This window comes from Oceanicaulis alexandrii DSM 11625 (assembly GCF_000420265.1).
Lineage (GTDB): Bacteria > Pseudomonadota > Alphaproteobacteria > Caulobacterales > Maricaulaceae > Oceanicaulis > Oceanicaulis alexandrii.
This window is the reverse complement of record NZ_ATUP01000001.1, coordinates 1,147,653-1,162,138: the sequence shown is the minus strand read 5'-3', so window position 1 is coordinate 1,162,138 and position 14,486 is coordinate 1,147,653. Positions and strand designations below refer to the sequence as shown.

13 protein-coding genes are annotated in these 14,486 nt (G+C 63.5%); 11 read left to right on the top strand and 2 right to left on the bottom strand.

Translation table 11 applies throughout. From position 1 onward, the window contains the following. The first annotated feature begins 65 nt into the window (after nucleotides 1–65). The 3 genes from G405_RS0105700 to argE all read left to right on the top strand — a co-directional run bounded on the left by G405_RS0105700 (nucleotide 66) and on the right by argE (nucleotide 5,022). Complete coding sequence (locus G405_RS0105700; protein ID WP_022700546.1) at nucleotides 66–3,008, top strand: M16 family metallopeptidase; 2,943 nt, start codon at nucleotides 66–68, stop codon at nucleotides 3,006–3,008. 167 nt (nucleotides 3,009–3,175) lie between these two features. Further along, nucleotides 3,176–3,868, top strand: a complete 693-nt coding sequence (locus G405_RS0105695) for an FKBP-type peptidyl-prolyl cis-trans isomerase (RefSeq protein ID WP_022700545.1) — start codon at nucleotides 3,176–3,178, stop codon at nucleotides 3,866–3,868. 5 nt (nucleotides 3,869–3,873) lie between these two features. Next, nucleotides 3,874–5,022 carry an acetylornithine deacetylase gene (gene argE, locus G405_RS0105690; protein WP_022700544.1) on the top strand — a complete coding sequence of 383 codons (1,149 nt, stop codon included), beginning with the start codon at nucleotides 3,874–3,876 and terminating at the stop codon, nucleotides 5,020–5,022. Nucleotides 5,023–5,028: 6 nt separating this feature from the next. On the opposite strand, the gene G405_RS0105685 is transcribed toward argE, so the two are convergent. Both G405_RS0105685 and G405_RS0105680 read right to left on the bottom strand, forming a co-directional pair. Further along, the gene (locus G405_RS0105685) at nucleotides 5,029–5,775 is read right to left on the bottom strand and encodes a phosphoadenylyl-sulfate reductase (protein ID WP_022700543.1); all 747 of its coding nucleotides are present in this window, start codon (nucleotides 5,773–5,775) and stop codon (nucleotides 5,029–5,031) included. Nucleotides 5,776–5,907: 132 nt separating this feature from the next. Further along, complete coding sequence (locus G405_RS0105680; protein WP_022700542.1) at nucleotides 5,908–7,098, bottom strand: NAD-dependent epimerase/dehydratase family protein; 1,191 nt, start codon at nucleotides 7,096–7,098, stop codon at nucleotides 5,908–5,910. Nucleotides 7,099–7,305: 207 nt separating this feature from the next. On the opposite strand from G405_RS0105680, the gene gap reads away from it, so the two are divergent. The 8 genes from gap to efp all read left to right on the top strand — a co-directional run bounded on the left by gap (nucleotide 7,306) and on the right by efp (nucleotide 14,470). Next, nucleotides 7,306–8,316 carry a type I glyceraldehyde-3-phosphate dehydrogenase gene (gene gap / locus G405_RS0105675; RefSeq protein ID WP_028284566.1) on the top strand — a complete coding sequence of 337 codons (1,011 nt, stop codon included), beginning with the start codon at nucleotides 7,306–7,308 and terminating at the stop codon, nucleotides 8,314–8,316. A 27-nt stretch (nucleotides 8,317–8,343) separates the two neighbouring features. Beyond that, complete coding sequence (locus G405_RS0105670; RefSeq protein ID WP_022700540.1) at nucleotides 8,344–9,531, top strand: phosphoglycerate kinase; 1,188 nt, start codon at nucleotides 8,344–8,346, stop codon at nucleotides 9,529–9,531. An 83-nt stretch (nucleotides 9,532–9,614) separates the two neighbouring features. After that, the gene (locus tag G405_RS0105665; protein WP_022700539.1) at nucleotides 9,615–10,634 is read left to right on the top strand and encodes a class I fructose-bisphosphate aldolase; all 1,020 of its coding nucleotides are present in this window, start codon (nucleotides 9,615–9,617) and stop codon (nucleotides 10,632–10,634) included. Between the two features lie 71 nt (nucleotides 10,635–10,705). After that, nucleotides 10,706–11,455: a class I SAM-dependent methyltransferase gene (locus G405_RS0105660; RefSeq protein WP_022700538.1), complete on the top strand. Its 750-nt coding sequence runs from the start codon at nucleotides 10,706–10,708 to the stop codon at nucleotides 11,453–11,455. Between the two features lie 57 nt (nucleotides 11,456–11,512). After that, the gene (locus G405_RS0105655; protein WP_022700537.1) at nucleotides 11,513–11,953 is read left to right on the top strand and encodes a CHAP domain-containing protein; all 441 of its coding nucleotides are present in this window, start codon (nucleotides 11,513–11,515) and stop codon (nucleotides 11,951–11,953) included. 54 nt (nucleotides 11,954–12,007) lie between these two features. Continuing rightward, complete coding sequence (gene thiE, locus G405_RS0105650; protein ID WP_022700536.1) at nucleotides 12,008–12,619, top strand: thiamine phosphate synthase; 612 nt, start codon at nucleotides 12,008–12,010, stop codon at nucleotides 12,617–12,619. After that, complete coding sequence (locus tag G405_RS0105645; protein WP_160092676.1) at nucleotides 12,589–13,761, top strand: tetratricopeptide repeat protein; 1,173 nt, start codon at nucleotides 12,589–12,591, stop codon at nucleotides 13,759–13,761. Before thiE ends, G405_RS0105645 begins: the two co-directional genes overlap by 31 nt. Nucleotides 13,762–13,903: 142 nt before the next feature. Beyond that, on the top strand, nucleotides 13,904–14,470 hold the full coding sequence (gene efp / locus G405_RS0105640; RefSeq protein WP_028284565.1) for an elongation factor P: 567 nt from the start codon (nucleotides 13,904–13,906) through the stop codon (nucleotides 14,468–14,470). The last annotated feature ends 16 nt before the right edge of the window (nucleotides 14,471–14,486 follow it).

Here is a 14,486-nt window from a genome sequence, read left to right as displayed (position 1 = left end):
CCTGTGATCGCGCTGTCCTTATTTTCGCCCTAATTGGCACATGCCCGAAACTGAGGTTCCTGATCATGGTTAAGCTCCACCCACGCGGTCTCGCCTGGTGTCTGATCCCAATCGCTGCTGCGGTGTTGTGGGCTTGCTCTGATCGCGGAGCGCTCGAGGGCGGGGAAGACCAGGCGAAGCTCGCCGCCGCTTTTGAAGCGGCGAGCTTTCCGCATGAAGCCAGCGACATCGCGGCCCAGTCTGATGTGCGCTATGGCGTGCTGGAGAACGGGCTTCGCTACGCGATCCTGGAAAACGACACCCCGACCGGCACGGCGGCCCTGCGCATGGTGTTTGATGTGGGGTCGCTGGCTGAAGAGGATGATCAGCGCGGTCTGGCGCACTTCATTGAGCACATGGCGTTCAACGGCACCACTCACGTGCCTGAAGGCGAGATGGTCCCGCTTCTGGAGCGTTACGGGCTGGCGTTCGGTCCGGACACCAACGCCTTCACGGGCCGTGAAGTGGTGGGCTATCAGCTGGATCTGCCCAGCAATTCCGAAGACATGTTGAATGTGGGTCTGTTCCTGTTGCGTGAAACCGCTTCGGAAATGGTCTTCGACAGCGAGGCGATTGATCGCGAACGCGGCGTTATCCTGGGCGAGGAGCGCTTCCGCAACACGCCGATCCGGCGCTTCTTCAACGCGTATTACACCTTCCTGTATCCCGACACGATCATCACCGAGCGTGACGCCATCGGCACGGTGGAGGTGATCGAGACCGCGCCGGCGGAACGGCTGGAAGCGTATTATCGTGATTATTACACGCCTGAGCGCGGCATGCTGGTCGTGGTCGGCGATGTGGACGCGGACCTGGTGGAAGAGAAAATCCGCAACGGTTTCGCCATCAGCCTGGACGGGCTGGACGTGGACTCTGTTGAAAGTTTCGCCGCCTGGGAGCAACCGCAACCGGCGGCGCCCGATCCCGACATCGGCACGGTCGAAGACCCGCAAGAGCCCGCCTTCGGCTTTTTCTATGATCCGGACGTGTTCACCCTGATCACGGTGGATGTGGTCGAGCCCGGCCCGGCTGCTTACGACACCAAGGCCGAGCGGTTTGAGGATTTGTTGCGTCGTCTGGGCGGCGCCATCGTGCAACGCCGCCTGCAACGCGAGATCAATCGCGGCGCTTCGCCTCTGGTTCAGGCCAGCCTGTCTTATGGCAATGAGTTTGGTCTTGTGAACAAGGCGGGCCTGTTCGCCGTCTCCAGCCCGGCGCGCTGGCGCGAAGGCGTGGCGGTTCTGGAACAGGAGCTGCGTCGCGCTCAGGAGCACGGCTTCACCCAGGCCGAGCTCGACGAACAGCTGGCCAATGTACGCACCAGCCTGCGGAACGCTGTCGATCAGGCCGATACGCGCGAAAGCGGCGATCTGGCCGATGGCCTGTGGTCGAGCTGGATTGAAGGACAGGTGTTCTCGTCGCCCCAGGACGCGCTGGCGCGTTTCGAAGCGCAGGAAGACCGCATCACGGTTGAAGCGGTTGAAGATGCCGTGCGAGCGGTCTGGGACGCCTCGCCGCCCATGGTGATGGTCGCCGTCAACCAGGATCTGGCCGACGGCGAAGCGGCCGTGCGCGAAGCCTGGCTCGCCTCGTCCGCTGAACCTGTGGAGCCGGTGGAAGACGCGGGCTCGGCCGAGTTCGCCTATACCGAGTTCGGCCCTGCCGGCGAGGTGGTCAGCACGGAGCGGGTCGAGGATCTGGGCGTCGACCAGATCGTCTTTGACAATGGCGTGCGCCTGAATGTCAAAACCACTGATTTTGAAGACAATGTCATCCGCGTGCGTGTGGATTTCGGCGCGGGCGATCTGACCCCGCAACCCAGTCCGGCGGCAGGCACCATTCTGGGCGCCGTGTTTGGCGGCGGGGGGCTGGAAGCCCATGACCGTGACGAGCTGCAACGGCTTCTGGCCGGGCGTTCCGTGGGTTATGGCCTGAATGTGGGGACTGACACCTTCTCGTTCAGCAACGCCACGACACCGACCGATTTTGAGCTTCAGATGCAGGTCCTGGCGGCGTTCATGACGGCGCCGGGCTGGCGTGAGGACGGGCTCAACCAGTTCCGCGCCATCGCCGAGGAGATCCGCCGCGGCCAGAACGCGCAAGCGGTTCAGGTGGCGGTGAACCGGGTCGGCCGCATGCTGCGCAGCGGCGATCCGCGCTGGGGCTTCCCGACCGCAGAGGAAGTCAGCGCTTTCACCATGGAGCATGCCCGCACCATGCTGGAGCCGGCGCTGAACAGCGCGCCGATCGAGATCACCATCACCGGCGACGTGACCACCGAACGCGCCATTGAGGTGGTGGCGACGACCTTCGGCGCCCTGGATGAGCGTGACGCCAGCTGGCCGGAGTATGAGGAGAATGCGCAGATCCGCTTCCCTGAAGCGACGCAGGATCCTGAAATCGTGACCTTCAACGGTCAGGACTATCAGGGCATGGCGAATGTGTATTACCCGACCACGGACGGCATCGATCCGCGCCAGCGTCGGGCCTATGACCTGCTGCGCGCCGTCTATAATCTCAAGGCGATCGACCGGTTCCGGGAGCAGGAAGGCGCGACCTATTCCGCCATTGTTTCCAGCCAGCAATCGCGGGTCTCTGAAGGCTATGGCTTCTTCTGGGTCGGGCTGGACGTGAACGTGTCCGAGATTGATCGCATGTACGACATCGCCGACGAGATTTCGCTGGCCATGGCGGCGGGCGACATCACCGAGGATGAGCTGCAGCGCGCGCGACAGCCGATCCTGGAAAGCCTGGAAGAGAATCTCGAACGCAATCCGTTCTGGGTGAACGCTCTGGCGCGCTCCCAGAGCCGTCCCGAGACGCTCGACCATATCCGCTCGGTGCAAGACGATTATCGCGCCGTGACGGTGGATGAGCTGGCGGCGCTGGCGGCGGACTCGCTCAAGCCCTCAGAGGCCTACCGGGTCACGATTCTGCCCCAAGCGATGTCTGGAGATGCCGGCGAGTAAACGGATGGCTCGCTTCAGGCCTTCACCGATGTGCTAGAGCTCAACTGAGCGCTTCACACACCCACTCGACGCGCGGCGCGGGCCTGATAAGCTCGCGCCGTTTCGCGTTCAGGCTCAGGCCTGACACTCCGCGCCCGTCGGCGCGTGAGGACTTAGGGGAGTTCACCATGAACCGTATTGCGCTTTTGACCACCGCTGCGCTTGTCAGCCTGGGCCTCGCCGCCTGTGGCGCGCCGTCCGCCGAAGAACCCGCCGCTGATGCGGGTGGTGAAGAGGCGCTGAGCGAGAGCGAAGCCCAGGTCAACGACATCCTTGAAGCCATGGCTGGCTCGGCCGCGATGTCTGAAGAAGAGACCATCGTCGCCGAAGCGCGTCAGTGCCGCGTCGAAGGTGACGATCCTGAATTCAACGTGCCCGAACAGGGCGAGGATCAGGCGCTGGCTGATTACAATGCTGAGGTGGGCGCCGCCTTCCTGGAGCAGAACGCCGTCAATCCGTGCGTGTTCACCCTGCCGTCGGGCTTGCAGTTCCGCATCAATCGCGCCCGGGACGGCGTTTCGCCCGATCCGCGCGGCGAAATGGTGGAAGTCGATTACGAAGGCACGCTGATCGACGGCACGGTGTTTGACAGCTCCTATGCACGCGGCCAGTCCGCCACCTTCCCCTCCAACCGTCTGATCGCAGGCTGGGTGGAAGCGCTGCCGCTGATGCATGTGGGCGAGGAGTGGACCCTCTTCATTCCTTCAAATCTCGCCTATGGTCCCACCGGCACGCCTGGCGGTCCGATCGGCCCGAACGCCACGCTGATCTTCCGCATGGAGCTGATCAGCCTGCCCAACCGTCCGATCGACGAGCAGTAAAGCCGATGCGCACCGCGACCGACTGGCTGGCCGAGCTGGTGTCCTTTGACACCACGTCTCGCAATTCCAACCTGGCTCTGATTGACCGGGTGGAAGCGTATCTGGCCGGTCTGGGCGCGGTGTGCCATCGCATCGCCAGTCCGGACGGCAAGAAAGCCAATCTGCATGCGGTCCTGGGGCCGGATGTGGATGGCGGCGTCGTGCTGTCCGGCCATACCGATGTGGTGCCGGTGGATGGTCAGGACTGGAGTTCTGATCCGTTCACGCTGACCGAACGCGACGGCAAGCTCTATGCGCGCGGATCGTGCGACATGAAGGGGTTTATCGCCTGCGCTCTGGCTCAGGCGCCGAGCTTCGCCAAGGCCGGTCTCAAGCGGCCCGTGCATTTCGCGTTTTCCTATGACGAAGAAGTCGGATGCCTGGGGGCGCCGGACATGATCGCCCAGATGGCGGGCCATACGCCCCGACCGTCTTGCGTGATCGTGGGCGAGCCCACCGAGATGGCGGTGGTGACGGGCCATAAGGGCCTGTTCTCGGTGCGGGTCGAGGTATTCGGCAAGGAGGCGCATTCCAGTCTTGTGGAGGATGGCGCCTGCGCCGCGACCAACGCCGTGCGCCTGATGAACTGGATCGTCGAGGAAGCCGATGCCCTCAAGGCCAAGGCCCCGGCGGACAGCCCGTTCAACCCGCCCTATGGCACGATGACCATCGGTCAGATGGGCGGCGGCACGGCGATCAATATTCTGGCGCGTCACGCCTGGTTTGAATCCCTGATGCGCCCGGCGCCCTGGGATGACGGGCCGGGGCTGGGCCGGCGTCTGGCGGAACGGGCGCGCGCGCTGGAAGCGGAGATGCGCAAGACCGCGCCGGACGCGAAGATCACCATCGAGATTCTCTCCGACGTGCCGCCTCTGCGGCCGGAAGAGATGGGAGAGGCGGAAACCCTCGCTCGCGCCCTGACAGGCGATAACAGCCCGCGTGTCGTCGCCTACGGCACTGAAGGCGGCCAGTTTCAGGAAGCGGGTTTCTCCACCGTGATTTGCGGGCCAGGCTCGATCGAGCAGGCCCACCAGGCCGATGAATTCGTCGCGATCAGCGAACTTGAGGCCTGCATGGCCTTCCTGAGAAAGCTCGAACAGCGCCTCTCCGCTTAGACGCGCCTAGCCGCCGGTGCGGGTGATCACACCGTCTTCGCTGATATGGATGCCGCATTCGGTCTTGTCCTGACCCGCCCAGCGTCCTGCGCGTGGATCTTCCGCAGGGTCTGAGACTTGCGTGGTGCAGGGCAGGCAGCCGATTGAGGGATAGCCGTCCGCCACCATGGGGTGAGGCGGCAGGTCATGGGCTTCGAAATACGCGTTGATCTGATCGCGTGACCAGTCAAAGAGCGGGTTGAGCTTGAGCTTGCCGTCCTGAATCTCGACCCGCGGCAGGGCGGCGCGGTCTCCGCCATGATGGCGTTTGCGCCCTGAAATCCAGACTTTATAGGGCCGCAGCGCGCTGATCAGCGGCAAGGTCTTGCGGATATGACAGCACAGATCAGGATTGGTCTTGTGCAGCGTGCCGTCGGGATCATCGGCCTTGAGGTGGTCCTGGTTGGGCGACAGGGTCCGAACATCGCTCAGGCCTAGCCGCTCTGAGAGAGCGTTGCGATAGGCGAGCGTCTCGTCAAACAGCTGGCCGGTATCCATGAACAGAACCGGCGTATCGGGTTTGGCCTGGGCGACCAGGTGCAGGATCACCGCGCTTTCCGCCCCGAAAGACGACACCACACAGGATTCGCCGGGATAAATGCCGGCCAGCACCCGGCGCACCGCGCCCGCGGCGTCGAGCCCGTCCAGCGCCGCGTCGAGCGCCTGTGCGCCAGCTTCCAGCGCCAGCCTGTATTCTGATTTCAACGCCGACATGGGCCACCTGTGATCGCCCTTGGCAGGGTGAGCGGTCAGAGCGTCCGCTTCAAGGGGCGGGGTGCGCGAAGGGGAGAAAAAAGGCCGGAGACAATGCTCCGGCCTTGGGTCGTCTGGCTCGGATCAGAGCGCTCAGCCTTTCTCAGACTGGGCGGCTTCACGATCCTTGTTCCAGTAAGAGACGGATTTGACTTTGGAACGGTCACAGCGATCGGAATATTTCTTCGCGATCTCGGTGACTTCCTCCATCAGGCCTTCGGCCAGGGTGATCGGCTTCAAACCCATGGACAGGAAGGTGTCGTTCTCCACGTGAAGCTCGTTCTCGTCAGCTTCATTGCGCGGATTAGGCAGATAGGCGACCTCGGTCTTCGTCATGTTGGCGATCATTTCCGCCAGTTCGCGAACCCGGTGGGTCTCGGTCATCTGGTTCATGATGCGCGTGCGCTCGCCATGTTCGGGCGGGTTCTCGACCGCCAGCTGGATGCAGCGCACCGTGTCCTGAATGTGGATGAAGGCGCGGGTCTGACCGCCAGTGCCGTGCACGGTCATCGGGAAATCGATGGCGGCCTGCATCAGGAAGCGGTTCAGAACGGTGCCGTAATCGCCGTCATAATCGAAACGGTTGATCAGGCGCTCGTCTTTTTTGGTTTCTTCAGTCTGGGTGCCCCAGACAATGCCCTGGTGAAGGTCGGTGATCTTCACCTTGTCGTTCTTGTTATAGAAGTGGAAGAACAGCTGATCCTGGGTCTTGGTCATGTGGTAGATCGAGCCCGGATTGGCCGGATACAGGATCTCCTGATCCTTCAGGCCTTCGCGGGTCTCCACTTTGACCTTCAGATAGCCTTCGGGGATTTTCATGCCCGCCGTGCCGTAGCCGTAAACGCCCATGGTGCCCAGGTGAACAAGGTGGATGTCCAGCCCGGTGTCCACGATTGCGGCCAGCACGTCATTGGTGGCGTTCAGGTTGTTGTCGACGGTGTAGCGCTTGTGGCGCGCGGACTTCATCGAATACGGCGCAGCGCGCTGTTCGGCGAAGTGAATGATGCTGTCAGGTTTTTCTTCAAGGATCAGGTCGACCAGTTCCTGATAGTCCTTGCCGATGGTGAGATCCTTGAAGCGAATCTCCTTGCCGGACACGTCCTTCCAGGCCGCCAGACGTTCGCCCATGGGGCGGATCGGCGTCAGAGAGTCGACTTCCAGCTCGATATCGATCTTCCGGCGAGACAGATTGTCCACGATTACAACGTCATGGCCACGCGCAGACAGATGCAGCGCAGACGGCCAGCCGCAGAAACCATCACCGCCGAGCACGAGTACTTTCATCTCAATCCCCAAAAAAAGACTGTCCTGACCCTGTCAGAATTTTGACGAGGTTTCTTGCAGTTCATGGGCTCGGATGCAAGGGCGGGACGCGGTCCCGGCGCCTCGCGTATGGACGGACAGTCGGGAACCGTCTAAACCGCGCGCGATATGTCTCAAGGCCGCAAGCGCTTGGCTGCGCGCGGCTCAAACTGGTTAAAGGAGCGGATCATGGCGCTGCGTGTGGCGATCAACGGGTTTGGCCGGATCGGCCGTCTGGCTCTGCGTGCCCTCATGGAGCACGAGCGGACGGACGAGTTCGAGGTTGTGGCGATCAATAATTCCGGCACCGCTGAAGCCATCGCCCATCTGTTCGCGTTTGACAGCGTGCATGGCCGCTATCGCGGCGATCTGACCACCGGCGAAGACTGGATGGATCTGGGCTTCGGCAAGATCACCAAGGTCAATGAGCGTGATCCGTCCAAGCTTCCCTGGGCCGAGATGGGCATTGATCTCGTGCTGGAATGCACCGGCGCCTTCAATGACAAGGCCAAGGCGATGGCTCATATCGAGGCGGGCGCCAAACGCGTTCTGTGCTCGGCTCCGGCCAAGAACGCCGACAAGACGATTGTTTATGGCGTGAACCATGATCAGCTGACGGCTGACGACATCGTGGTCTCCAACGCCTCGTGCACCACCAACGGCCTGGCGCCGGTGGCCAAGGTGCTTAATGACGCTGTCGGCATCGAGCGCGGCCATATGACCACCATCCACGCCTATACCGGCGACCAGCCGACGCTCGACCGGAACCACAAGGATCTGCACCGTGCGCGCGCCGCGGCGATGTCCATGATCCCCACCTCCACCGGCGCCGCCAAGGCGGTCGGCCTGGTGCTTCCCGAGCTGGCGGGCAAGCTCGACGGCTCGGCTGTCCGCGTGCCGACCCCGAACGTGTCGCTGATCGACCTGGTGTTCACGCCGGGCAAGCCGACCTCGGTCGAAGAGCTGTCGACGGCGATCAAGGCGGCGGCGGACGGTCCGATGAAGGGCGTTCTGGGCTATGACACGGCGCCGCTCGTCTCCATCGACTATAACCATGACAGCCGCTCGTCGGTGGTGGCGCTCGACAAGATCAATGTGATCGACGAACGCCTGGTCCGCGTCATGACCTGGTATGACAATGAGTGGGGCTTTGCGTGCCGTATGCTCGACACCGCCAAGGCCATGGGCCGCTTTCTCTAAGCTGACGGACCCTGAAGGGACGCTCCAATGATCCGCCGCATCGAAGACGCCGACATCGCCGGTAAACGTGTTCTGGTCCGTGTGGACTTCAACGTGCCCATGCAAGGCGGGAGCGTCAGCGACGACACCCGCCTGCGCGCGGCGCTGCCGACCATCGCCTTCCTGCGCGAGGCGGGCGCGAAAGTGATCCTGATGGCGCATTTCGGCCGCCCCAAGGGAAAGCGCGACCCTCAGATGAGCCTGGCGCCCGTGGCCACGCCGCTGTCCGATCTGATCGGCCATCCGGTGAAGTTCGTCTCTGATTGTGTGGGCGAAGATCCGAAAGGCGCGATCTCCTTCATGAAGGCGGGCGACGTGCTCTTGCTGGAGAACACGCGCTTTCATGAGGGCGAAGAGAGCAACGACCCGGAATTCTCCGCCCAGCTGGCGGAACTGGCGGACGTGTATGTGAACGACGCCTTCTCCGCCGCGCACAGGGCGCATGCGTCCACCGAAGGCGTGGCCCGGCTGTTGCCGGCCTATGCCGGTCTGGCGCTTCAGCGTGAAATCGATCATGTGACCGCGGCGCTCGACAATCCCAACCGCCCGGTGCTTGCGGTGGTGGGCGGGGCCAAGGTCTCAACCAAGATCGCGCTTCTCAAAAACCTCGTCAAAAAGGTGGACCGCCTGTTTGTGGGCGGCGCCATGGCGAACACCTTCCTGGCCGCGCGCGGTCATGATGTGGGCGCAAGCCTGTATGAGGTCGATCTGATCGACACCGCCAAGGCCATCGACGAAGCCGCCGGCCAGGCGCAGTGCGCCTTGCTGCTGCCCACCGACGTGGTGGTGGCCAAGGAGTTCAAACCCCATGCCGACCGCCGTGTGGCTTCGGTGGAGGATGTAGCCGCGACCGAGATGATCCTCGATTGCGGACCTGAAACGGTCGATCAGCTCGCTGACGCCATCGCCGCTTCGCGCACTCTGGTGTGGAACGGGCCGCTGGGCGCGTTTGAAACGCCGCCCTTCGACACCGCCACCGTGGAAGCGGCCCGCTACGCCGCCTCGCGCTGCAAGGATCATGGGCTGACGGCCGTGGCGGGCGGAGGCGATACGGTCGCCGCGCTCAACCAGGCGGGAGTCTCAGATGACTTCACCTTTGTCTCGACGGCAGGGGGAGCGTTTCTGGAATGGCTTGAGGGCAAGGCTCTGCCGGGCGTGGAAGCGCTTCGGGACTAAGGCTTGACCCTTCGCTCGCTCGGGGCGAAACACACTCAATCCGGCGAGCTTCGCCACACTTTCTTCTAAGGGGGACGACGGTCATGGACATCGATCAGCTCAACGAAATCGCGATCCGCATGACAGCGCCGGGCAAGGGCCTTCTGGCCGCCGACGAATCCACGCGCACCATCGGCAAGCGCTTTGACGGCATCGGTCTTGAAAACACTGAAGACAATCGCCGTGACTGGCGCGAGATGCTGTTCCGCACGACCCCCGCCATGACCGACCATGTCTCGGGCGTCATCCTGTTTGACGAAACCCTGCGCCAGAAAGCCGCCGACGGCACGCCGCTGGTGAAGCTGATCGAAGATGCGGGCGCGATTCCGGGCATCAAGGTCGACGCCGGGGCCAAGGCGCTGGCCGGCGCCGAAGGCGAGACCATCACCGAAGGCCTTGATGGTCTGCGCGAGCGTCTGGCCGAGTATCATGATCTGGGCGCGCGCTTCGCCAAATGGCGCGCTGTCATCGACATCAATGGCGAGGACATCCCTTCTCAATACGCCGTGGATGTGAACGTGCACGCGCTGGCCCGCTACGCCGCCCTGTGCCAGGAAGCCAATATTGTCCCCATCGTCGAGCCTGAGGTTCTGATGGATGGCGATCATTCCATCGAGCGCTGTTATGAGGTGACCGAGTTCACGCTCAAGCGCCTCTACGCCGAGCTGTTTGATCAGGGCGTGATCCTGGAAGGGACGATCCTGAAACCCAACATGGTCATCGCCGGCAAGAAGTGCGCGGATCAGGCCAGCCGCGAGGAAGTGGCCGAGATGACGGCCCAATGCCTGTTGAATACGGTTCCGGCGGCGGTTCCGGGCATCGCCTTCCTGTCGGGCGGTCAGTCCGATCTGGACGCCACCGCGCACCTCAACCTGCTCAATGAAGGCTTCGACATGCCCTGGCCGCTGACCTTCTCCTATGGTCGCGCGCTGCAGGCCGCCCCGCTGAAAGCGTGGAACGGCTCTGATGTGGACGCCGGTCAGAAAGCCTTCAACCACCGCGCCCGCATGAACGGCCTCGCCGCGCTGGGCGAATGGAATGAAGGTCTGGAAAGCGAAGGCTAAGCGCTTCGCCAGACGTGATGTCTTGCGCCCCGGTCCTTGCGGCCGGGGCGTTTTCGTTTCACGCTCGCCCCATGACAGCAAACCCGTTTGAACAGGGCGGCGAGCGCTACGCCCAAGGCCGCCCGATCTATCCGCCCAAGCTCGCTTTCACGCTGGAAGGTCTTGTGAGCAAGCACAAGCTTGCGGTGGATGTGGGCTGCGGGACGGGACAGTTATCCGTGCTGCTGGCGGAGTATTTTGATGAGGTGCGGGCCTTTGATCCCAGCGACAGCCAGCTCGCCCATGCGCGCGCCCATCCCAAGGTCAGCTACGCCAAATCCCCTGCCGAAGCCCTGCCGGTCGCGAGCGGCAGCGCCAATCTGATCACGGCGGCGCAGGCGGCGCACTGGTTTGACCGGCCGCGGTTTTACGCCGAGGTGCGCCGGATCGCGGCGCCGGGCGCGGTGCTGGCGCTGATCACCTATAACAACGCCGAGGCGGATACGCCCGCCATGAAGCCCATAGGCCAGCTTTATCATGCGCTTGATCCGTGGTGGCGGCCCGAGCGCGAAGATGTCGAAACCGCTTATGCACGGTTTGACTTCCCCTTTGACGAGATCGCCGTGAAGGGCGGCGCCATCGTTCATGACTGGACGTTTGATGAGATGGCGGCCTATCTCGAAAGCTGGTCGGCGCTGCGCGGCGCGCGGGCTGCGGGCGAGGATGCTTTGGTGGACGGTTATCTCGATCAGGCGCGTGATGCCTGGGGCGAGGGCGAGATCCGGGTGCGCTGGCCAATTACAGTGCGCGCCGGTTTCGTCCACACGCCGCCAAAACGCTAATCCGCCCCCTGTCGCGGCGCCGCGATACTGAGACCCGTTTTATCAAAGGGGTGTCAGATGACCGGAGACGATCTTGTCCATATCGCCAGCGCACATATTGGCGAAGCCTATCGCTTGGGCGCTGTGGTGGCGCTTGAAGATCCCGACTATGCCGGGCCGTGGGATTGCGCCGACTTTGTCAGCTGGTGCGTGTATCAGGCCTATGGGATCAAAGCGGGGCTCACACCAGCCGGGCATCCGTATTCGGGCGCCTGGATCGTCCATGCCGAAAACCCCGCCCACGCTCTGAGTGTCGAAGCGGCGTTTGAGACGCCGGGCGCCGTGCTGGTGCGTCGCCCCCATCATTACGGCGCGGGCCATGTGGCGATCAGCGACGGGGCGGGCGGCACGATCGAGGCGCGCGGCGAGCGCTATGGCGTGGTGCGGGCCAAGGGGCGGGGGCGGGTCTGGGATCTGGGTTGCACGATTGCGGGCGTTGCGTATCAGGAGCCGCCCTGAGCGCGACGGATACAGATTGTTCCTTTTCAGCCTGCGCCGGGTTAGGAGAAGGGCATGGCCGAGCTTTACCTTCTGACCCCGCCCAAAATCGACGATGACTTTGCAGACGTGCTGGCGCGCACGCTGGACGCCGGACGCGTCTCCGCCTTGCAGCTGCGCCTCAAAGAGCATTCGGACGCGGAGATCGAGGCGCTGGCGCCGAAACTGATCGAGATCGCGCATCAGCGCGGGGTGTCCGTGATCCTGAACGATGATGCGGCGCTGGCGGCGAAGCTGGGCTGCGACGGCGTGCATATCGGCCAGGAGGACGGTTCGATCCGTGACGCCCGCGCCGTTATGGGACCCAAAGCCATTGTGGGCGTCACCTGCCATGACAGCCGCCATCTGGCGATGACGGCGGGTGAGCAGGGCGCCGATTACGTCGCTTTTGGCGCTTTTTTCGACACCGCCACGAAATCGCCCAAGACGCGCGCTGATCTGGACATACTGGTCTGGTGGACCGAGTTGTTCGAACTGCCCTGCGTTGCGATCGGGGGAATAACCGCGGAGAACGCCTCCGAACTGATCGCCGCCGGGGCTGATTATATAGCAGTATGCGGCGGGGTCTGGTCGCATCCCGATGGACCGGAGGCCGCATGCGCGGGCTTGTCTCAACTCTTGGATTGATCCTGTGCCTGGGCGGCTCCGCCTGGGCTTTTCAGGACGCGCCGACCGTGCCGACTGCTGATGATGTGCAGGGGGCGCCAGCGGCGGAAACGGCCTTGCCGCCTTTGCCTGAAGGGCTCGCGGAAGACTTCTCGCGCGACGCCAGCGGTGATGCGGTGGAAGGCCGGTCGCTGACCAATTCCGCCATGGCGAGCGCGTCTGCGGCCTATCTGGTCGGCGATTATCAAGGCGCCTTGATCCACGCCCAGCGGGCGGCGGCGGGCGGTGAAGCGCGCGGCGCGACCCTGGCGGGGCATATCCTGCTGCATGGCCTGTCCGCTGAGGCGAGCGATGAAGACGCGGTGCGCTGGTTCCGCCGGGCGGCGGATCTGGGCGAGCCGGATGCGCTGATCATCCTGTCGCGACTGGCGGAAGAAGAACGCGGCGGGCTTCAAGTCTGGGAAGCGCGTGAATACCTCGCTCAGGCTGCGGAAGCCGGTGATGCGCGGGGGGCCCATGAATACGGCCTGTATCTGATGGAGCGCGGTGATCCCGGCGCGGCCGAAGAGGCGTTGAACTGGTTGCAGCTGGCCGCCCAGAGCGGACGGGCCGAAGCGTATGGTGATTACGCCTATGCGCTGGCGGACTGGGATCACGGCCCGCATGATCTGAGCTCGGCGCGCACCTGGTACGAGCGCGCGGGCGAGGCGGGCGATCCCAGTGCGGCGCTGATTGCGGGCCTGATGATGATGCAGGGCGAGGGCGGCGAGAGTGATGAGGCGGGCGGCGCGCGGATGATCCGCATGGCGGCCGAATACGGCCTGCCCGCCGCCATGGGCCAGCACGCGCTTTTACTGTTTCAGGGCGTGGCGGATCAGCCGCCTAATCCCTCGGGCGCCGTGGATTGGGCGCGCCAGGGCGCGGACGCCAATGATCCCGACAGCCAGTTCCTGCTCGCCTATGCGCTGGCGAGCGGCAATGGCGCGCCGCAAAATCTCGAACGCGCCTATTACTGGGTGCTGCGCGCCGCCGCGCCGCGGGGCGGTCGCACGCCGGAAGACTTTGACCGCGACCGGCTGGAGGCGTCTCTGGAAAACGCCTTGCCAGAACCCGTTCAGGAGCGTGTTCGGGTCGAGGCGGCGGTGCAATCAAGCCCGTTTTAACTGCGTCACGCCCGCTCCTGCGGGTCTCGCGTCAGACGTGCAGCTTGCCCGTACAGGGCGGCCCTGTTAAACGAGCGCGGCTGAATTCATGGGCGGCGCTGAAGGTTTGTGCGGCGCGCCTGTTCCAGAAACGGACCTTCCGATGAAAATCAACGGCAATGAAATCAAGCCTGGCAACGTGATCAAGCACCAGGACACCCTGTGGGTGGCGGTGAAAGCGGATCACGTGAAACCGGGCAAGGGCGGCGCGTTCGCCCAGGTCGAACTGAAAAACCTGCTCGACGGTCGCAAGCTCAATGAACGCTTCCGCTCTGCGGACAAGGTTGAGAAGGTGCGCCTTGAGCAAAAGGACCACCAGTTCCTCTACCCTGAGGGTGAAATGCTGGTGTTCATGGACACTGAAAACTACGAGCAGACCAGCCTGCCCATCGATTTTGTCGGCGAAGATCGCGCGGCGTATCTGACCGACGGCATGATGGTCGTTCTGGAAATCTACGAAGAGAAGCCCATCGGCATCGAGCTGCCCAAGCATGTGGAGCTCGAGGTGATCGAGACCGAGCCGGTGGTCAAGGGCCAGACGGCGGCGAACTCGTTCAAGCCCGCCATTCTCACCGGGAATGTCCGCACCGCCGTGCCGCCTTTCGTGGGTGTGGGCGAGCGTATTGTCGTGGCCACGGAAGACGGCTCCTATGTCCGTCGGGCGGAGTAAGTCTTGGCTCAAATTT